The organism is Chryseobacterium luteum, assembly GCF_000737785.1.
Classification (GTDB): Bacteria; Bacteroidota; Bacteroidia; order Flavobacteriales; family Weeksellaceae; genus Chryseobacterium; species Chryseobacterium luteum.
Window position 1 is genome coordinate 70645 of sequence record NZ_JPRO01000009.1, and the last position, 20739, is coordinate 91383.

General features: G+C 39.9%; 17 protein-coding genes and 1 pseudogene. 7 read left to right on the plus strand and 11 right to left on the minus strand.

The annotated features are described in order from the left end of the window. Window positions 1-176: 176 nt before the first annotated feature. The 4 genes from IX38_RS11650 to IX38_RS11665 all read right to left on the minus strand — a co-directional run bounded on the left by IX38_RS11650 (window position 177) and on the right by IX38_RS11665 (window position 4035). A complete protein-coding gene (locus IX38_RS11650) occupies window positions 177-668 on the minus strand; it encodes a DNA-deoxyinosine glycosylase (protein WP_034705115.1) in 492 nt (163 codons plus the stop codon). A gap of 126 nt (window positions 669-794) precedes the next feature. Beyond that, window positions 795-2789 carry a S9 family peptidase gene (locus tag IX38_RS11655; RefSeq protein ID WP_034705118.1) on the minus strand — a complete coding sequence of 665 codons (1995 nt, stop codon included), beginning with the start codon at window positions 2787-2789 and terminating at the stop codon, window positions 795-797. 372 nt (window positions 2790-3161) lie between these two features. Beyond that, window positions 3162-3506, minus strand: coding sequence for a phage holin family protein (locus tag IX38_RS11660; protein ID WP_034705121.1), 345 nt, complete (start codon window positions 3504-3506; stop codon window positions 3162-3164). A 106-nt stretch (window positions 3507-3612) separates the two neighbouring features. Further along, window positions 3613-4035: a PaaI family thioesterase gene (locus IX38_RS11665; protein ID WP_034705124.1), complete on the minus strand. Its 423-nt coding sequence runs from the start codon at window positions 4033-4035 to the stop codon at window positions 3613-3615. Window positions 4036-4439: 404 nt separating this feature from the next. On the opposite strand from IX38_RS11665, the gene IX38_RS11670 reads away from it, so the two are divergent. Continuing rightward, window positions 4440-4862, plus strand: coding sequence for a hypothetical protein (locus tag IX38_RS11670; protein WP_034705125.1), 423 nt, complete (start codon window positions 4440-4442; stop codon window positions 4860-4862). A gap of 253 nt (window positions 4863-5115) precedes the next feature. On the opposite strand, the gene IX38_RS23000 is transcribed toward IX38_RS11670, so the two are convergent. After that, window positions 5116-5283 (minus strand): bacteriocin-like protein, encoded by a 168-nt coding sequence (locus IX38_RS23000; RefSeq protein ID WP_165570729.1) that lies wholly within the window; start codon window positions 5281-5283, stop codon window positions 5116-5118. A 94-nt stretch (window positions 5284-5377) separates the two neighbouring features. Here IX38_RS23000 and IX38_RS23005 point away from each other — a divergent pair, with 94 nt between their 5' ends. Beyond that, window positions 5378-5524, plus strand: coding sequence for a hypothetical protein (locus tag IX38_RS23005; protein WP_165570730.1), 147 nt, complete (start codon window positions 5378-5380; stop codon window positions 5522-5524). On the opposite strand, the gene IX38_RS11675 is transcribed toward IX38_RS23005, so the two are convergent. Then, window positions 5521-7647 (minus strand): type IA DNA topoisomerase, encoded by a 2127-nt coding sequence (locus IX38_RS11675; RefSeq protein WP_034705127.1) that lies wholly within the window; start codon window positions 7645-7647, stop codon window positions 5521-5523. The genes IX38_RS23005 and IX38_RS11675 overlap by 4 nt on opposite strands. A 126-nt stretch (window positions 7648-7773) precedes the next feature. Then, window positions 7774-8208 carry a hypothetical protein gene (locus IX38_RS11680; protein WP_034705130.1) on the minus strand — a complete coding sequence of 145 codons (435 nt, stop codon included), beginning with the start codon at window positions 8206-8208 and terminating at the stop codon, window positions 7774-7776. A gap of 848 nt (window positions 8209-9056) precedes the next feature. Between IX38_RS11680 and IX38_RS11685 the strand changes: the two genes are divergently transcribed. The 5 genes from IX38_RS11685 to IX38_RS23400 all read left to right on the plus strand — a co-directional run bounded on the left by IX38_RS11685 (window position 9057) and on the right by IX38_RS23400 (window position 15016). Then, the gene (locus IX38_RS11685; protein WP_034705132.1) at window positions 9057-10085 is read left to right on the plus strand and encodes a methionine ABC transporter ATP-binding protein; all 1029 of its coding nucleotides are present in this window, start codon (window positions 9057-9059) and stop codon (window positions 10083-10085) included. Beyond that, window positions 10078-10734 (plus strand): methionine ABC transporter permease MetI, encoded by a 657-nt coding sequence (gene metI, locus IX38_RS11690; RefSeq protein WP_034705135.1) that lies wholly within the window; start codon window positions 10078-10080, stop codon window positions 10732-10734. The genes IX38_RS11685 and metI overlap by 8 nt, the downstream gene beginning before the upstream one ends. Before the next feature lie 85 nt (window positions 10735-10819). Further along, a complete protein-coding gene (gene metQ, locus IX38_RS11695) occupies window positions 10820-11626 on the plus strand; it encodes a methionine ABC transporter substrate-binding lipoprotein MetQ (protein ID WP_034705136.1) in 807 nt (268 codons plus the stop codon). A gap of 416 nt (window positions 11627-12042) precedes the next feature. After that, window positions 12043-14304, plus strand: coding sequence for a glycoside hydrolase family 3 C-terminal domain-containing protein (locus tag IX38_RS11700; protein ID WP_034705138.1), 2262 nt, complete (start codon window positions 12043-12045; stop codon window positions 14302-14304). A gap of 499 nt (window positions 14305-14803) precedes the next feature. Further along, the gene (locus tag IX38_RS23400; protein ID WP_316934142.1) at window positions 14804-15016 is read left to right on the plus strand and encodes a cupin domain-containing protein; all 213 of its coding nucleotides are present in this window, start codon (window positions 14804-14806) and stop codon (window positions 15014-15016) included. A 237-nt stretch (window positions 15017-15253) separates the two neighbouring features. On the opposite strand, the gene IX38_RS11710 is transcribed toward IX38_RS23400, so the two are convergent. The 4 genes and pseudogenes from IX38_RS11710 to IX38_RS23010 form a co-directional block, all read right to left on the minus strand. Then, window positions 15254-15820, minus strand: coding sequence for a DUF2652 domain-containing protein (locus IX38_RS11710; RefSeq protein ID WP_034705140.1), 567 nt, complete (start codon window positions 15818-15820; stop codon window positions 15254-15256). A 59-nt stretch (window positions 15821-15879) separates the two neighbouring features. Further along, complete coding sequence (locus IX38_RS11715) at window positions 15880-17298, minus strand: efflux transporter outer membrane subunit (protein ID WP_034705177.1); 1419 nt, start codon at window positions 17296-17298, stop codon at window positions 15880-15882. A 17-nt stretch (window positions 17299-17315) separates the two neighbouring features. Further along, on the minus strand, window positions 17316-20468 hold the full coding sequence (locus IX38_RS11720; protein WP_034705180.1) for an efflux RND transporter permease subunit: 3153 nt from the start codon (window positions 20466-20468) through the stop codon (window positions 17316-17318). Between the two features lie 10 nt (window positions 20469-20478). Continuing rightward, window positions 20479-20739 (minus strand): annotated as a pseudogene (locus IX38_RS23010) (efflux RND transporter periplasmic adaptor subunit); the annotation flags it as partial.

Consider the following 20739-nt stretch of genomic DNA (forward strand, 5'->3'; position numbering starts at 1 on the left):
GACATTAAGCAGCTGTTGAATCTTCAAGAGACCAAGAAATTGTTTAAATTTTTAAAATCTCGCAGATTTAGCGGATTTATTTCAGTTATAAAAATCTGCAAAAGGAATATGTTTCTTTGGTAATTATTTCTGCATTATAATTTTTATTGAATGCATTTAAACAGGCTTACAAAAATTTACAGCAAGTACTCTAAAACCTTCTTCCACTCCTCCAATTTAGCATCAAACGAAACGGTATGAAGAGGACTTGTGGAAGGAAGTTGAAATATAGGCAGCCTGTAATTTTTACCTAAAAGCTTCTGCAGGTTTTTGTAAGATTTACCACCATTACAGAAAACAGCTCTGATATTGGGATGCTCCTCCAAAAGTTCTGCAATTTGGTTGGCTTCTTCATTTTTGATCTCGGAATCGAGGCTTCCTTTTCTCTCGCAGGAGTCGATGACATCCCAGACGGCTATGTGGTGTTTCTTTAAAATATTTAACCGTTCAGTGTAATCTTCGGTCAATTCTTCATTGAACAGATAAAAAATAATGGTCCAGAATTTATTCTGCGGATGGGCGTAATATTGCTGCTTTTCCAAAGATTTTACTCCGGGAATCGAACCTAAAATTAAAATTTCAGATTGGTCGTCAATGACCGGCGGAAATGAGGAAATTCTGTTTTGCATATTCAAATATATAAAATTTGGTTAAAGCCGTTGGATCATTCCATAAAAAAACGGGCTAAAGCCCGTTCCTATTGAATTTTGAACATCTGGAAATTGATATTCCCGTCTCTTCATTTACATTTTTAATTACAAAGTTTCCTTCAGCCAATCGAAGAATTCTCTCTGCCATACCAATCCGTTTTGCGGATGAAGTACCCAGTGATTTTCGTTCGGGAAATACACCAGCTTGGATTTCAGTCCTCTTAATTTTGCTGCCTGGAAAGCTTCCTGTCCTTGCTCGTAAGGTACACGGAAATCTATTCCTCCCTGGAAGATCATGATAGGCTTGTTCCATTTATCAACAAAATTGCTTGGGTTGAATTCTGTGTATGCTTTAGGAAGCGGCTTTTCCCACGGGGAACCAAGGTCCCAGTTGGCAAACCAAAGCTCTTCGGTGGTAAGGTACCAGGATTTCATATCAAATAATCCATCGTGGGCAATGAATGTTTTGAATCTGTTTTCGTGGATTCCGGCTAACATAAATACGCTGTATCCTCCATAGCTGGCTCCTACTGCCGCTACTCTTTCACCATCTACGTACGGTAATGTTTTTGCAAAATCTGTTGCTGCGAGATAATCTCTCATCGGTTGTCCGCCCCAATCTTTAGAAATTTCTTCGTTCCATTTTGTTCCCCATCCCGGCATTCCTCTTCTGTTGGGGGCCACTACGATATATCCGTTGGCTGCCATCAGGGAGAAGTTCCATCTTGTGCTGAAAAATTGCGTTAAGGCAGATTGTGGTCCTCCCTGGCAGTATACCAGTGTAGGGTATTTTTTATTCGGGTCAAAATTTGGTGGATAGTGGAACCATACGCCCATTTCTTTGCCGTCAGTTGTTTTCACCATTTTAAGTTCGGATTTCCCCTGCGCCAGTTTAGCATAAGTTTCTTTATTGGCTTCGGTCACCTGTTTCATTTCCCCGTTTTTCACATTGACAGAGAATAGTTCCGTTGCATGGTTGATGTCTGTTCTTCCTACTAAAAGTGAAGATTTATTGTCGGTGAATATTTCATTAACATCAAAGTCACCTTTTGTGATCTGCTGTACTTTCGCAGCTTTAGGATCTAAGGAGAAAAGCTGTTTCGTACCTCGGAATGCTGCCGTAAAATAGATGGTTTTGGAATCTCCGCCCCAGAATACATCTCCGGAAACGCTTTCATCCCAGCCGGCAGTAAGGTTTGCTGTCTTGCCAGACTTCCAGTCCATGATCTTTACATCATTTTTATCAGCTTCATAACCGTCTCTGGCCATACTCTGCCAGATCAGGGATTTCCCGTCCGGGCTGAATTTTGGATTAACATCATAGCCTTTATTGGATTCCGTTATGTTTTTTGTGGTTCCAGAAGCCAGGTCGTATGCAAAAATATCCGTATTGGTGCTTGTAGAATACTCTTTTCCGCTTTTAGGTTTGGTAACGTATAAAAGCTGAGAAGAATCCGGACTCCAGATAAAATCTTCTGCTCCCCCGAAAGGTCTCTGAGGTGAATCCCAGGCTTTACCTTCCAAAAGATCTTTTGCAGATTCTGCCTTATCTGTTGTATTGACTACAAATACGTGGTTGTATTTTCCTTCATTGAAATAATCCCAGTGCCTGTGGTTCAGATCTGTATAGACCTGGCCAGTAGTTTTTGGGGTATCGCTGTATTTGTCTTTCCCCATTAATTTTTCCACCAGAACCTGTTTGCTGAAAGCAATTTTTTTACCGTCCGGAGAGATCACGATATTATCAGCTTCCCCGATGGTATAAAATTCGGACCAGGTTTTCCCATTGTCTTTTGAAAGAAAAATTTTATCGCCTTCCTGTGCATAAATTCCGTTTTTATCCCATTGAATAAGGGCTTTTTTGCCGAAATCTATTTTGGAAGACTGGTTATTAAGGACATTGAGAAAATAGTTCTCATTTTTTGTTTTTTCTGTTTTCAGATCTACCTGCCCTACTTTATAGATAAGTGAAGACTGATCCGGAGAAACTGCCTGTACTCCTACTTTTTTCAAAGTCCAAAGGATTTCAGGCGTCATTAACTGTTGTGCATTCATTAAAAACGGAGCTGCCAGAGTCAGCAGACTGTACTTAAGTTTCATATGTTGATATTGATTTTACGGAACTATGAAATCAGCATGATTATCAATTCCTTTATTTAATTCAAAGATGCCCAAAGTTAATATTTAAAATAAAAAGAGCGAAGGAATTAACATTAAAGTTTTGATGTATTCTGTAGTCCGCACAATATTTTTGAAAATGACAAATACGATTAAACAGGATCGGGCGAAACTCAAAGATTTAGTTTTAACGATATTGTTACCGCCAAGATATGAATGATAAAGCAGGAATGACAAGTATAAAGACAGACAAAACAGCTCCACTTATTTTAATATGCAGGGTTTAATTTTTACAATAAAAAAGTCTGCTGTACAAAACAGCAGACTTGTGATATAAGTTTATGTACCGGTCAATTAATCTCCATCTGAAAACATGGAATTGGCCAGTGAAGTAACAAAGGACAGCAGTAAACTAAAGATCAATGCCCACCAGAAGCCATCTACTACCATGCTGTCTATAAAATAATCTGCAATCAAAATAATCACTGCGTTGATTACTAAAGCAAATAATCCCAGTGTAATGATCGTAAGCGGCAGTCCTAAAAGTCCCAAGATAGGTTTTACAAAAATATTCAGTACCCCCAGTACAATGGCAAAAATAATCGCTGAAGAAAATCCTTCAAAATGTACGCCGGGAAGGACTTTGGTCAGAAGATACGCAACAATTGCTGTAACAAATAGTCTGATAATTAAGTTCATATTTTTATTTTTAATGTTATGCTTTTTAAGTTACAAATCCTGTTCCATTTACCCCGTAAAAATGCTGTTAACACCTTTATTTACGGAATATTTACTGCATCTGTATTTATTTAATCCTCATCATGGTCACCAGCGAAGTCGCAACATGGCTCTCCGAAGCGGTATTTTCATCAAGAACATAAATTTCAGTCCTTACCACAATGATCTTTGCCCCGCCTTTTATGACGTAGGACCGCGATACCAGGGCATCTCCCAGTGCAGGACGAAGATAATTGACCTTCAGTTCAACCGTTACCACATAACAGTCTTCCTTATAATGACTTACCGAAGCATATCCTGAAGAAACATCCACCAGCGATGCAATCATAGCTCCATTGAACATTCCGGCTTTCCGGGTCATCATCTCCATTTTGGGAATTTTGATGGAGACGAAACCTGTTTCCACTTCCAGCAATTCGGCATTGTAGAATTTCAATGTTTCGGAACGGCTGAAACTGTCTGTAATGAGTTTCTTTTTTTCTGGCGTCATGATGTGTAATTTAATCTGAATGCAAATACAAAGTACACAAATGTTTTTTAAAATACCAGAAAATTCGGGACAAGTTTTACATAAAATCTTTGTTTTTTGACTATAATCAAGAATCGACTCCATCTGTTTTATCTGCCAAAAAGAAAATTTTAAACCGTTAAGCATTTTTAAGTTTTTAAGAATATTAAGGAGAGCTTCACTTTTAAGGTGCAATCATTTGATTTTCCTTAACTATTTATTTCTTATGATCTCCACTGCACTTCATATTTTCTAAAAGTTTAGAATAAAATCTGTGTTATCCTGGAAATCCGTGGGAGATTAAAAAAATACATCTTAATTGCTACGGTTATTAGGGAAGATTACACTTACAAAAAATAGTAGCTTTGCGATAAACAGATAGCCCAATGAATTACAAAAACATCTTCATATTTCTAAATCTTCTGATAGGCTGCATTTTTCAGGCACAAACGTTACATCTGTACGGCGGTTCCGGCCAGGATGAATATCTGGGCTGCTTAAACTGTGATACTTTTGATAAAAATTCGATCTGGAATTCCTACAGTGATTATGGGAATGTATTCAGCTCAAAGTCCATATGGAACGGTTATGGAAACTACGGAAGTTCATACAGCACGTATTCTCCGTGGAGCAGTTATGCTTCCTATCCACCGGCTATTGTCGATCAGGACGGTAAATTTTACGGATATCTTACTTTAAATACATATAAATCCGAAAGATCAGAGTTGGAATTGGCCCAGGTCTTATGCCAATACCACGATGATATCAGGAAGGACATTGGCGGATGGTATGATAAACTTTTCCGGTAAAGTATAAACAAGCAGATGTAAGGAATCTAAACATGGTTGATCGAAAAATTCCGGTACGTCTGATTGACAGTCAAAAGGTCAAAGGTTCAAATTCCGTTTCTACACAAGAAAAAACTCATGCTCATTAAATGTTTCACAGTAATTTAGATATATTGAAGCTGCATTAAGAGTGGACCGGTTATTTAATAAAAGTCCAATGCCATAAGGTTAAGGCACTGGAACTTTATCTGTCAATAGCTTTCGAGAAAGCTAACTAGCAAAATGGAGGAGGCGAATCCGGGCAGGTAGCATTGCCACAATAGTCAGCAGCCCATTCTCTGCAACACATGGCCTTTTGATTCCATCCATTGCATCCGGCAGGAGGATTTCCACCTTTGATAATCTTTAATTCTCCTTTGCTTAATTTTCTTAGATTTTTCATAATTGATATAATTGAATTGGTAAGTAAATATCCAAAATTACTTTCAATTACACAACATTTAGTGAATTATTTTATTGATTTTTAACAAAGTGATATGATTTCACATCAAAATTCAGAAAATAAAGTTGAAATATATCACTCTATTTTCGCGCTTAAGGTAAGAACTGACCATAAAAAGAACAGCTTAATTATTACGGAAGCCTATACGATAAAACTGAATATGTATGATTGGATGGATTAACTGAGCTGTACCTGGAAATCTTCTCCAAGCGTCAGAACGCCTTCCGTCAAAGCTTCGGAATGGGTTGCGAATCCTTTCAGTTTTGAAGTTTTCCCTTTTAAAACAAGATCTAAAAGCTGTTTGTCCGACAATTTTTTTCCGAAAATATCAAAAGTAATTTTGAAACCGCAGTTTTTGAAATCGGAACAACCAACTGCTGTTTTACCTTTGATCAGATGATGTTCTTTACATTTCGGACATTGGGTTTCTTCCCAGGACTGAAGCTCTTTTTTTATGGCAGGCTCGCGTTTTTTCTTTTCTTTAACCTCTTCTTTCTCTTCTTCCTGCAGCATAATTACTTTTCCTTTCCCATAGACCACTTTTCGGGTGAGGTCGGAAACCATCTGGATCAGTTCTTCTTTAAACTGGTTGGCTTCATATTCTCCCTTTTCAATTTTGCGGAGCTTCTGTTCCCATTCTCCCGTCAGTTCAGGACTTTTGAGAAGTTCATCCTCGATCGTATCAATTAACTGAATCCCGGTTTGAGTGGCGATCAGATTTTTTCTTTTCTTTTCAATATATTTCCTTTTGAAAAGGGTTTCAATGATATTGGCACGGGTGGATGGTCTTCCGATCCCGTTATTCTTCAGAAGTTCACGTAATTCTTCGTCCTCTACTTGTTTTCCGGCCGTTTCCATCGCTCTCAGCAAAGTTGCTTCGGTGTAGGGTTTAGGCGGTGAAGTTTTTCCCTGGTGAATCATTGGGTCGTGAGGTCCGCTTTCCCCAACGGTAAATTCCGGAATGGTCTGTTCTTCTTCCTTCTCTTTTTCTTTATCCGTGGGTTCTTCTTTCGGTTCTTTTGCATAAACTGCTCTCCAGCCAGGCTCCAGAACCTGTCTCCCACTTGTTTTGAAAGGAATGGTTCCTACTTTTCCTTCCACCAATGTGTTTGAAATTTTACATTCGGGATAAAAAACGGAAATAAAACGTTTTGCTATCAGATCATAGATGAGTTTCTCTTCCCTGCTCAGATTTTGAGAAGGGGGAACCTCAGTTGGAATAATCGCATGGTGATCTGTCACTTTTGCATCATCAAAAACTGCTTTTGACTTAGGAATAGGCGCTTCCAACAATGGGGAAATCAGATCCTGATAAAAATGCATTTTGCGAAGAATACCTTCTATTTTCGGATACAGACTTTCGGATAAATAGGTGGTATCAACACGCGGATAAGTGACGTGCTTTTTTTCGTAGAGACTTTGAATATAATTTAAGGTATTTTCTGCGGAATAGCCATATTTTTTGTTGGCTTCCACCTGAAGTCCTGTCAGGTCGAAAAGTCTCAGATTTTTTTCTTTTCCTTCTTTGATTTCAAAAGAGACGATTTCAAAAGGGTTTAATTTAAGATATTCAAGTCCTTTTTCGGCACGGTCTAAAGTTTTTAAACGGTCAATCGCTGCATTGAAAATAACGTCCCGGTATTTGGTTTTAAGTTCCCAATATTCTTCCGTATTGAAGGCATCGATTTCCTTCTGACGCTGGACAAGCATCGCCAGCGTAGGCGTCTGTACTCTTCCGATGGAAAGAACTGCTTTGTTACCGCCAAATTTCTTGGTAAATAACCTTGTTGCGTTAATTCCTAACAGCCAGTCGCCGATCGCTCTTGCATTTCCCGCCAGATACAGGTTTTTATAATCTTCAGCCGGTTTCAGGTTATCAAAGCCTTCTTTAATCGCTTCTTCAGTAAGGGACGAGATCCATAAACGCTGAACAGGTTTATTACATTTTGCTTTCTGTAAAACCCATCGCTGGATCAGCTCTCCCTCCTGCCCGGCATCACCACAGTTAATGACCTCATCACATTCTTCCACTAATCTTTCAATAACCTTGAACTGGTTTTCTACGCCTTTATTGGGTATTAATTTGATTCCAAAACTGGCTGGAATAATTGGCAATAAAAATAAATTCCAGGATTTGTATTGAGGGCCATAGTCGTGAGGTTCCTTTAAGGTACACAGGTGTCCAAAGGTCCATGTCACACAGTATCCGTTACCCTCCATATAGCCCTGCTTAGGCGTGGTAGCACCTAATACTTTGGCAATATCTCTGGCAACACTGGGCTTTTCTGCAATACAAAGTTTCATGAATTTCGGGATTATTGAAGGGGAACAAAAGTCGGGATTTTTTTTGGATTAAGCTAATTTAGCAGGCAGTTGATGTTTGATAAATTGTAGATCCGGACGTTCCACACCTGGCAGCAGTATTAATAATTACAAGGTAACGAACATTACTTTTTCAGATCCATTTATGATGTTCAGATCCAGTCTTGCAATAAGAAAATGAATATCCTCAGCAAACCTTTCCTTCAGATAACCTTCTTCAACATCATGCCCGTAAGCTATTTTTTTATAGAAATCAGGTTGGCTTCTCAATGTATTTCGCAGTTGTGCCAGATTAGATTTTAAAAATTTCAGATCAATATATTCTTCATAAAAATTCCAGAAATCCAGTACCTTCAAATCCATATCTAAAGCTGTTTCTATTTGCCACAACAATCTGTCATCTCCTTCTAAACCATCATCACCCGACATTACCAGATTCAAACCGTCTCTGCCGTCAAAGTGGTATTGTTCCATCAGTTCCAGATATTGCTGTAAAGGTTCCTTTTTATCAAATACAAAACTTATTTCAAGCCCTCGCCCCATATTATTTTATTGAAAAATAAATATAATAAAAAAGCTTCCCAAAAAGAGAGTTTTCACAATGAATTTGTGCCTCTGCGATTGGCCAACTGTATAAAATATAAGTTTAACAGATTTAATATTAATGAAAATAAAATCTGTTATTTCTTATTCGTTTTTTGCAATTCCATTTCCTGAACTTAAAATAAGTACTGACTTTCCAACAGATATGTTTTCTATTTCTTTGGGGTAAAGGTGTACACTCTTTAATTTAAAGTGAATATTCGTCACTTCTGAATGGTTTTTTGGAAAAAATCGTATCGGGAAGTTTGTGATTCTTGAGGTGTCTGTAGTTCACTCGTTCTCGATACATTTTTCTCCGCTTCGCTGCGAAAAACACTCGAACTGACGGTTGGAAAATGGAAGCATGTTTTTCCTGCTGACAAGAAATTTGAAGATCTGAAACCATAATTTTTTAAATAACAACAGCTTTTAATTTAAATATCAAATTAATCTTCAAGAGCAATATCAAAAATTAAACAAAATAATCCACTGAAAAACAATTAATTAAAAATTAATAAAGCAGAAAATATTAAAAAGTCTATTATTTTAGTAGACTATAAAAGATATATGTTCTATATTTGCAACCGTATTAACGAAAAGAAAATGAAATGATACAGGGATTTAAACATCAGCCGGTGAAGAAACAGACCATCAGAATTATGATGATGTGCAGCTGTATGCCTGTGCATCAGAAATCCCGTGGCTGACCTTAAATTAAAATATACCATATTCTAAAGGCCTTACCACGTTGTAAGGCCTTTTTATTTTAATACCCTTTCAGTTGTTTAAAATTAAAAACAGAGATTAAAATGATAGAGATCAAAAGCATTTCAAAAACATTCCATCAGAAAAAACAGTCTTTCAAAGCACTGGACCAGGTAAGTCTTAGTGTTGAAAAGGAAGATATTGTTGGGATCATCGGATTTTCAGGCGCAGGAAAAAGTACGCTGATCCGGACCGTGAATCTCCTTGAAAGACCTGATGAAGGCCAGATCATCATCAATGGAAGAGATTTCACCAAATTAAGCTCAAAACAGCTTGCAGGTGAACGTAAAAAAATAGGAATGATCTTCCAGCATTTCAACCTGCTTTCATCAAGAACTGTTTTTAACAATATAGCCCTTCCGCTGGAGCTTGATCATGTCAGCAAAGATGAGATCCATCAAAAAGTAAATGAGCTGCTGAAAATCGTAGGACTGGAGGACAAAGCCAATGATTATCCAAGAAGCCTATCCGGTGGGCAGAAACAGAGAGTTGCCATTGCAAGGGCACTGGCCAATGATCCCTATCTCCTTCTCTGCGACGAAGCCACCAGCGCACTGGATCCGGCAACTACACAGTCTATTCTGCAGCTTTTAAGGGACATTAATCAAAGGCTTGGCATTACCATTCTGCTGATCACCCACGAAATGGAAGTCATCAAGGCAGTCTGCAATCATGTCGCTGTCATCGACAAAGGAAAATTATTAGCAAAAGGAACACTAAGCGAGATCATTTCTGATAAAGAAAATCCGGTGATCCGACAATTTATAAATTCAGATATCATGACCATACCCCAGGAACTCAATAAAAAACTACAGAAAGAACCGCAAGACGGCTTATTTCCGCTTATTGAAATAGAACTTAATGAAAATATCAGTGTTGAAAAACTGCTTTCAACGCTTTATGACCAATATAAAATTCCTTACAGACTTTTGAAAGCTGATGTAGAATATCTCGGTAATTCAAATTTCGGAAAACTGCTTTTGCAGCTACAGGGAGGAACTGAAGAAAATCAGAAGGCCATCTATTATTTTAACCAGAATAAAATTCAAAATACAATAAAAGGATATGCTTAGTGATTCGGTAATTTCTCTTTTGGGAAAGGGACTTTGGGAAACGGTTTATATGACATTTGTTTCAGGGTTTTTTGGATTTATTTTGGGGCTTCCGGTCGGAATCCTGCTGTTTTTAACGAGAAAAGGACAACTGCTGGAAAACGCAGTGTATTACAGAGTGATCTCTATTCTGGTTAATATTTTCCGGTCTATTCCTTTTATTATTTTAATTGTATGGATGATTCCTTTTACAAGAGTGGTCATAGGAACTTCCATAGGAATGAATGCAGCTTTGGTCCCGTTAAGTGTCGGAGCCGCCCCGTTCATTGCCAGGCTGGTGGAAAACAGTCTTCTTGAGGTCCCTCACGGCCTTATTGAAACAGCCAGAGCACTAGGCGCATCCCCTTTACAAATCATCCGGAAAGTACTGCTTCCCGAAGCACTTCCTTCCCTCATTAACAATGCATCCATAACGCTGATCACTCTGGTTGGCTATTCTGCAATGGGCGGAGCACTGGGAGCCGGTGGATTGGGACAGATCGGATACCAATACGGTTACATCGGCTACGATGCTGTGATTATGAATGTGGTATTGGTGCTGTTGGTAGCATTGGTATTTACCATACAGTTTGCGGGAGACAGATTAGCGAGAAAGTTTGATCACAGGTAAATAAAGTCCCAGGAATTAATTTAAACAGAAATAACGGAAGGTGGCTTCAAGCACCTCAGCAGCTTTTTAATCATAAAAAAATCTAATGAAAAAGATAAAAATCACAGCCTTTTTAACGGCTGGGCTTCTGATATTCAATGCATGTTCAGGAAAGAAAAACGATCCGAATCATATCGTGGTAGGAATTACCTATGGTCCGGAACTGGAAATTGCCGAAGAAGCTAAAAAAGTAGCGAAGGAAAAGTACAATCTTGATGTGGAACTGATTCCCTTCAATGATTATGTGGTTCCGAATGAAGCCTTGAATAACGGAGATATCGAAGCCAATGCTTTCCAGCATGTCCCTTATCTGAACGAACAGGCGAAGCAGAGAGGCTACAAACTGGCCGTTGTGGGGAATACTTTTGTTTATCCTATCGTAGCGTATTCAAAAAAGATAAGAAATATCAGTCAGCTCCAGAATGGAAGCACGGTTGTGATTCCCAATGATCCTACCAACGGCGGGCGTTCCCTCTTACTGCTTCAGAAAAACGGCCTTTTAAAATTAAAAGAAGGCATCGGGCTTCTTCCGAAAGTTACCGATATCAATGAGAATCCGAAACAGTTGAGAATCCTTGAGATCGAAGCCCCGCAGCTTCCAAGGGTACTGGATGATAAAGAAGTCGTTATAGCGGTCATCAATAATAATTTTGCATCACAGGCAGGGTTAAATGCCGATAAACAGGGTGTCTTCAGCGAGGATAAAGATTCTCCATACGTTAATGTAATCGTTGCCAGACATGACAATAAAAATTCCGCAAAAGTCAAAAACTTTGTAAAAGCTTACCAATCCGATGAAGTGGCTAAAAAAGCTGAAGAGATCTTCAAGGGCGGTGCAGTGAAAGGCTGGTAGGTGATGGGTTTGTTGCGGGTTGCGGAGTCTGAGGGTTTGAGGGTTAGAGGGTTTGAGAGTTGGAGAGTTTTGGAGTTGGAGAGTTTATGGATACGGGTTTGGGGATTCGGGTTACAAATCGCGCAAAGCCAAAACTCCAAATAAGGTTTAAATTTCTGATGAGAGACACGAAACTGGTGGCTGAGATCCTCGAAGCCACCAGATATTTGTTCTTCATTTAATATTTAGGGATTCCCAACCTCAACTCTCAAATCCCGGGACCCCAAACACCGAACCTAAAACCCTCCAACTCTCAGACCCTCAAACCCCGGAACTCCAACCCCGAAACCAAATATTGATTGACTGAATTTCATTTTCTCAATTTGAGATAATAAAAATTTTACTTACTTTTGTTGTTAATCAATAAAAAGGCATTTATGTTCAAGAAAACCGCCATTGTAAGTTTATTCACTTTTATTGCTGCTTCATATATGGCTCAGAATCATACTCAACCCGTTTATTTAGATGAATCGAAGCCTGTAGAGCAGCGTATTCAGGATGCTCTTTCGAGAATGACCGTGGAAGAAAAAGTGGCCATGCTGCATGCACAGTCAAAATTCAGTTCACCCGGGGTTCCAAGGCTGGGAATTCCTGAATTCTGGACCACAGACGGGCCTCATGGAGTACGTCCTGAAGTAATGTGGGACGAATGGGACCAGGCCGGATGGACCAATGACTCTATCATCGCCTACCCTGCCCTCACGGCGCTTTCTGCAACATGGAACAAAAAAATGTCCTGGAACTACGGAAAAGCTCTTGGCGAAGAAGCCCGTTATAGAAAAAAGGACATCCTTCTGGGACCCGGTGTTAATATTTACAGAACACCCCTGAACGGGAGAAACTTCGAATATATGGGTGAAGACCCTTATTTAACATCAAAAATGGTGGTGCCTTATATCAAAGGGGTACAGTCTAATGGGGTGGCCACTTCTGTGAAGCATTTTGCCTTAAACAACCAGGAAATGTTCCGTCATACGAGCAATGTCAATATTGATGACAGAACGCTTTATGAGATCTATCTTCCGCCTTTCAAAGCGGCCGTGACTGAAGGTGATTCATGGACGATCATGGGCGCTTATGATATGTATAAAAACCAGTATGCCAGCCAGAATCAATATCTTTTAAATGATATTCTGAAAAAAGAATGGGGCTATAAAGGGGTTGTTGTTTCCGACTGGGGAGCAGTGAATAATACGGAACAGGCGATCCACAACGGACTGGACCTTGAATTCGGGAGCTGGACGAACGGACTTTCTGCCGGGACGAAAAATGCTTATGATAATTATTATTTGGCAAAACCTTATTCAGACCTCATCAAAGCAGGAAAAGTCGGTACACAGGAACTTGACGACAAGGTAACAAGATTACTTCGTTTAGCCTACAAAACTACGATGAACAGGAACAAACCTTTCGGGAATATTGCTTCTGAAGAACATAAAGCCGTAGCAAAAGAGATCGGGGAAGAAGGAATTGTATTGCTCAAAAACCAAGGCAACGTGCTTCCTGTCGATATTAATAAGGCAAAAAAAATTGCGGTGATCGGTGAAAATGCCATCAAGATCATGACAGTGGGTGGCGGTTCTTCCTCTTTAAAAGTAAAATATGAAACACTTCCTTTAGACGGAATTAAAACCAGATTCGGAAAACAGGCGGATGTACAGTATGCGAGGGGTTATGTTGGTGATATCGGCGGAGAATACAACGGGGTAAAATCCGGGCAAAACTTAAAAGACGACCGTTCTCCGGCTGAACTGCTTAACGAAGCTGTAGAACTGGCCAAAAAATCCGACTATGTGATTTTCGTAGGAGGACTGAATAAATCTGACTTCCAGGACAGTGAAGGCAACGACAGAAAAAGCTACGGTCTTCCGTACAATCAGGACAATGTGATTTCAGCATTGGCAAAAGCGAATAAGAATCTTGCCGTGGTTCTGGTTTCCGGGAATGCAGTAGCTATGCCCTGGATCAAAGAAGTTCCAGCTGTTCTTCAGTCATGGTATCTGGGTTCCGAGGCCGGAAACTCCATCGCTTCCGTTTTGGCTGGTGATGCCAATCCTTCCGGGAAACTTCCGTTTACTTTCCCTGTAAAGCTGGAAGATAATTCGGCGCACCAATTGGGAGAATATCCGGGACAGAAAGATGAGCTGGCCGCCGGAAAAGGAAAAGACCAGAAAAACCCGATCAATATTACCTACAACGAAGGTGTTTTCGTAGGTTACCGCTGGCACGACACGAAAAAGATCAAACCTTTATTCAGTTTCGGACATGGATTGAGCTACACTACATTTGAGTTTGGAAAGGCAACCGCCGATAAAAAAGTGATGGCCCAGGATGATAAGATTTCTTTCACAGTAACTGTAAAAAACACAGGAAAGAGAGCAGGTGCTGAAGTTGCACAGCTGTACATCAGTGATATAAAAGCCTCTGTACCGCGCCCTGCCAAGGAACTGAAAGGTTTTGAAAAGGTATATTTAAATCCCGGTGAGCAAAAGGAAGTAACCTTTACGATTGATAAAACAGCATTAAGCTATTTTGATGCCGATAAGCATGAATGGACGGCTGAGCCAGGAGATTTTGAGGCTCAGATCGGGAATTCTTCGGATGCGATTAAAACGAAGGTGAAGTTTACGTTGAAATAATTTCATTATTAATATATTTTAAATATCGAAGCAGGTTCTACGGAATCTGCTTTTTCTATTCAATATGTTCTTCTGTCTTGGAACAAAAGAAACCAAAATTCAGGACAGCACTCTATGTTAAGAATCATTATTTTGTCCCGCACTCAGACAGGATAGTATTTTTAAAGTTCACAGAATTCAATTTCTTAACGCTACAGTTTCTTAGGTCGATTACTGTTCGATACTATAAGGCTGTGTAAATTTTTAAAATCTCGCTTATTGGGCAAATTTATTTCAGTTATGAAAATCTGCTCAATCTGTCAAATCTGCGAGAGAAATATTTTCCTTAGTAATATTTCTACACGATAATTTTTATTGAATACAATTAAATGGGCTCTTATAAAGTTTTCTTTTTATATTCAATTTCTTCGTCAAAATGAACCTCTGCATGGGTATAATCATATATAATATCAGTAATATTTTCCGTAAATTACTGGTATTAAATTCCAAAATACACACTATGGTACACACCGCATCATTTTACGAACAGCTACATTACGAAGAAGGCGGCAAACCAGCAGTAAAAGTAATGGTTAAAACAGATCTTGCTAAAGAAATAAGAATCCTTTTCCGCAAAGGTCAGGAAATGAAAGAACATAAAGCTCCCTATCCCATCGTAGTACAGATTCTGGAAGCATTGATTTCGGAACCGACGGCCAGCGTTATATATTAAGCAAAGGAATGATGATCGTTCTTCCGGCCGGCCAGATCCATGATCTTATAGCATTAGAGGAAAGTATGGTGAGACTGAGCCTTAATTTACAGGACCAGACATCAAGAGTAGAAAAAGTATAACAATATAATCTACTACCTGATAGTATCAAATGATACTATCAAAAGTATTCAGCCAGTTTAACCCATAAAAAATGCCCGCATCTCTCCCGGCATCTCACAGCAGGTTTACAGCAATTTACACCGAAAGGCTATTCACATTCTCAAAATAATGAATCATCCCACCTTCAGGAAGATGGTATTTTTTTGTATTAATCTCTGATTCGCCGTTTCCGCTGTTTTCTAAAAAAGAATTGCTGAAAAGAGCATAAGAAGGCTGTTCGGCGAATTTATTCTTCAGCATCTGGTGAGCTTCCACGATGGTTTTTCCGTAAAGCTTTTTAAAATTCCCGATCGTATACTGTGAAAATTTTCCATAATGTACAATGAACTTCAGCGACATATCAATGGACATGCTTAGCTCTTTCCTTAATTCTTTAATCTTCCGGTTAAAAGCATTCCGCATCCTCCAAAGTATCGTTGAAACAGACTGATAGGAAGGCCTGTCATCATATCTGTAAAATAAAATGGCATCACCTTCAATCTCGGAAATTTCAAAATACCCTTCATTCATATCGATCAGTGTAGACAGTAGCTGCCTTACAATATATTCTCCCGTATAAAGTTTGGTATTGAATACAAATTCGGTAAATCCACTGAAATCAGGAATAAGAATAATACCCTCATGTATATTTATATTCTTCATAATAGTTATAGTTTAAAAACCTGCTGCATTATGATAGACGAAGCAGGTTTAATTTTACTTTACTGCCAGCCGCCGCCAACCGCTCTGTACAGAGAAGTGATAGCATTCAATCGTTGTGCTTTCAGGGAAGCCAGATCCAGTTCTGCCTGAAGCTTATTGCTTTGCGCAATGATCACCTCCACATAAGTCGCTGAATTGTATTTAAATAAAATATCAGCTTTTTTCACGGCCTCACCGGATTTCACGGCCAGCCCTTCTGCAATTTTCTGCTGTTCTTCCAGCTTCTGAATCTGGACCAGTGCATCAGAAACTTCTCCAACCGCTTTTAAAACGGACTGCTTAAAATTAATTTCAGCCTGATCTGCCAGCACTTTAGACTGCTCATACTGTGTTTTCAACTGTTTCCCATTTAAAATAGGCTGTGCAATCATGCCCGCCGCCATTCCGAAAAGGGAACCGGGAACACTGAACCAGTGGCTTGCCTGAAATGCATTCAGTCCGCCCTGAGCCGTGATATTCAGGGAAGGATACATACTCATTTTTGCGACATGAATAGCTGCTGCGCTTTTCCTTACTTCAAGTTCAGCAGTTTTAATATCAGGCCGGTAGCTTAATAATTCTGACGGAATTCCTGCTGCAATCCTGTCTGGCGACTGTACATTATTCAGGCTTGTACTTCTTTTAACCTTATCAGGCATGGAGCCTGTAAGCAGACTTAGTGCATTTTCCTGAACCGCAATAGAACTTTCAATAGCAGGGACCGTTTTTAAAATCTGATCTTTCACTATTTCCTGTTGCTGTACGGCTAAAGCGGTCGTTAAGCCCAATTCCTGCTGCTTGGTTAAAAACTTCAGCGTTGTATCAGAATATTCCAGATTGGATTTTGTAATCTGAAGTTGGGTATCCAGCATCAGTAAATTATAATATCCCTGTACAACAGATGCTACCAGCTGGGTTTTAACCGCCTTGGCTGCTTCCTGGGTTTTCAGATATTCTGTCAGAGCCTGCTCTTTTCTTCCTTTGATCTTTCCCCAGATGTCTGCTTCCCATGAAATGTTCACAGATGTTGTATAATCTTCTATATATTTTTTCCCCATGAACTGCCCGGCCATTATTCCATTCATACTGTTGTCCGAGGGGCGGCTGATACTTGCATTCGCAACGGTTGCACTGATCGTGGGAACATTGCCCCACTTGCTCTGGTTATAAGCAAGGGAGGCATATTCTATCTGTTTCAATGCGACAAGAAAGTCATTATTCTGTGCAATGGCTTTATCAATAAGGTTGACCAGAACCGGATCTTTAAAAAAATCTCTGTAACTGATCTTTGCTATGTTTTCCTGAGTTTCTGCAACAATGTTTTCATTTCTGAAGACTTCAGGTATTTTCATTTCAGGCTGTTCATACTTCTGAACTTTGCACGAAACGGCAACTCCTGAGATCAATGCGAAATACGCTATGTTTTTAATTGAATTCATTTTAATAATCATTTGGATTAATATTCCCAGTCTGCTGCTGTCACTACTTTCCCGCTCATTCTTTCATGTAAAGCCTGGAAGACTACAAAAAGTACAGGAACCACAAATACCCCTAAAACAGTTCCGAAAATCATCCCTGAAACTGCGGCATATCCAATAGAATGGTTTCCTAAAGCCGAAGGTCCTATTACAAACAGCAAGGGAAGAAGTCCGGCAATAAATGCCAATGAGGTCATCAGGATCGGACGCAAACGGGCTTTGGCTCCTTCTACCGCAGAAGCGATAAGGCTTTTCCCTGCTCTTCTACGCTGAATGGCAAATTCCACAATCAGAATTCCGTTTTTCGCTAATAAACCAATGAGCATTACCAAAGCGATCTGTACGTAAATGTTGTTGGACAGGTCTGCCATCGTAATTCCTACAAATACACCTGATAAACCTACAGGAATGGCAATAAGTACCGCCAATGGAAGTACATAACTTTCATACTGGGCCGATAGAAGAAAGAAAACAAAGATGATACACAGTCCGAAGATCATCACCGACTGTGAACCTGCACTTACCTCCTCACGGCTCATTCCTTTATAGTCGTAAGTATATCCCGGAGGAAGCACCTGCTTGCTTACCTCATCAATAGCTGCCATTGCCTGTCCCGTACTGAATCCGGGAGCCGGCATTACTGTTAGATTCGAAGAGTTGAACAGATTGAAACGGTCTACTACTTCTAAAAAAACTTCTGCTCCTGTTACCTGTTTTAAGCTAACCAATGTGTTGATAGGAACCATTTCTCCTAAATTATTTTTAACGAAAATTCCGTTCAGTGATTCTTTATCTTCTCTCATTTCCGGAGTAGACTGAACCAATACTCTGTAGTATTTCCCGAACCGGTTGAAATCCGAAGACTGAATACTTCCGTAATAACCCTGCATTACACCTAATACATCGGAAACGTTCACGCCAAGCTGCGCTGCTTTCACTTCATCTACCAGCACTTCAAACTGCGGATAGGTTACATCAAATGTTGTAAACGCAACCGCTACTTCCGGTCTCTGCATCAAGGCACCCATCATTCCGTAAGAAATATTTCCAAGATTCTGAAGTTCCCCGTTCGTACGGTCCTGAAGCACAAGTTCCATTCCGCTGGTATTTCCGAAACCGTCTACTGTAGGCGTATTGATGACAAGGAAATTTGCTCTTTTATCCTGTGAAAGTGTTCCCTGAACCTGACCGATGATGTCATTGATATTACTTACGTTTCCTCTTTCCTCCGTTTTTTTCAGTTTAACGAAAATAGAAGCTGCGGAAGATGACATGGATCCACTGAATAAGTTCAGCCCGTCCACAGAAATTACTTTTTCCACTGCTGGATTTTTCATTAACAGGTCTTCGGTATCAGAAACTACTTTGGTCGTTCTGTCCTTGGATGCTCCCGGAGCAAGATTGGCCGTTACGATGATAAAACTCTGGTCTTCATCAGGAATAAATCCTTTAGGCGTTGTCATAGACATCCATACAAACAGTCCTCCGAATACAAGAATGAGGATCCCCGCTACCCATTTCCTCTTTAATAGGAATAGAATTGCTTTTCCGTAACGGAAGGTGAGTTTATTAAAACTTGTATTAAAACCGGCAAAGAAACGGTCTTTGAAATTCATTTTCTCATGGGTTCCCGGATGATGCTGTTTTAAGAATACAGCACACAAAGCAGGGCTCAACGTCAATGCATTAATAGCTGAAATCACAATAGCAATCGCCAATGTCAACGCAAACTGCTGATAAAACAATCCCGTAGAGCCACTCATAAAAGCTACCGGGACGAATACCGCAGACATCACTAATGTAATGGAGACAATAGCTCCTGTGATTTCACTCATCGCAGACATGGTCGCAGCCTTTGGGTTAAGCTTTTTATGTTCCATTTTAGCATGGACTGCTTCCACGACGACAATAGCGTCATCCACCACAATACCAATGGCCAGTACCAGAGCGAACAACGTCAGGATATTAATAGAAAAACCAAACAAATTCATAAAAAAGAAAGTTCCCACAATAGACACCGGAACCGCAATAGCCGGGACCAGCGTAGAGCGAAAATCCTGCAGGAAGATGTACACCACGATGAATACCAGGATAAATGCTTCAATCAGGGTATGGATTACCTGATCAATAGACTGATCCAGTGCTTCTTTTGTAGCATAGGGAATTTCATAGTTCATTCCTTCCGGGAACGATTTTTCAAGTTCCTTCATTCTTTCCTGAAGGGCGATCTGTACTTCGTTGGCATTAGATCCGGCCATCTGGAAAATCGCCATCGTTACCGACGGTTTTTTGTTGAAATTAGAAGAAACGGTATAACTATATGCACCAAATTCTACTTTGGCAACATCTTTTAGCTTTAAAACAGAACCATCGTTCAATGCTTTAATTGTAATATTCTCATACTGTTCTGGCTCAGTAAATTTTCCTTTGTAACGAAGGACATATTCCATCGCTTCCTTACTTCTTTCCCCGAATCTTCCCGGAGCCGCCTCAAGGTTCTGCGTCTGGATCGCCCGTGAAACATCTGAAGGCGTAAGGTTGTAGGAAGTCAGTTTATTGGGATCAAGCCATACTCTCATGGAGTAATCTTTGTTCCCATATACCATAGCATCCCCTACTCCTTTTACTCTTTTCAATTCGGGAACGATATTGATTTTCGCATAGTTTTCAAGGAAAAGATCATCCATTGTACCATCTTTACTGGTCAGTGAAACCATTGCGATCATACTGTTCTGTCTTTTCACTGTTGTGATTCCGGCCTGAATAACTTCTGCCGGAAGCTGATTGGTTACCTGCGCCACTCTGTTCTGAACGTTAATCGCAGCCTGGTCCGGATCCGTACCCAGTTTAAAGATTACGGTAATACTTAAAGTACCGTCATTACTGGCTGTGGATGTAATATAATCCATGTTTTCCACCCCGTTGATGGCATTTTCCAAAGGCGGGGCCACGGATCTGGCAATCGTTTCTGCATTGGCTCCGGGATACGCTGCGGTTACCATTACGGTAGGCGGAGCGATATCAGGAAATTTGGTGATCGGAAGGCTGACCATACCTACGATACCCAGAATTACAAGCAACACGGAGATTACCGTTGCAAGTACGGGTCTTTTTATAATTGTCTTTAACATGATTTTTTTCTTACGATTTTTTCGGTTGGGCATTCTTCTTCTGAGCAACTACTGGCGTTCCTGGCTGCAGCCTGTCGAAACCGGCTACAATATACTCGTCACCGGCTTCCAGTCCTTTTGAGACGATGAAATTATCACCTGCTTTTCCGGTTACTTCTACTGGAAGCATTACTGCTTTTCCGCCTTTGATAGAGAACACAAAGATCTTATCCTGAATGGTTCTCGTAGAAGCTATGGGAAGCAAAACTACATTACTGTACAACTGATTCAG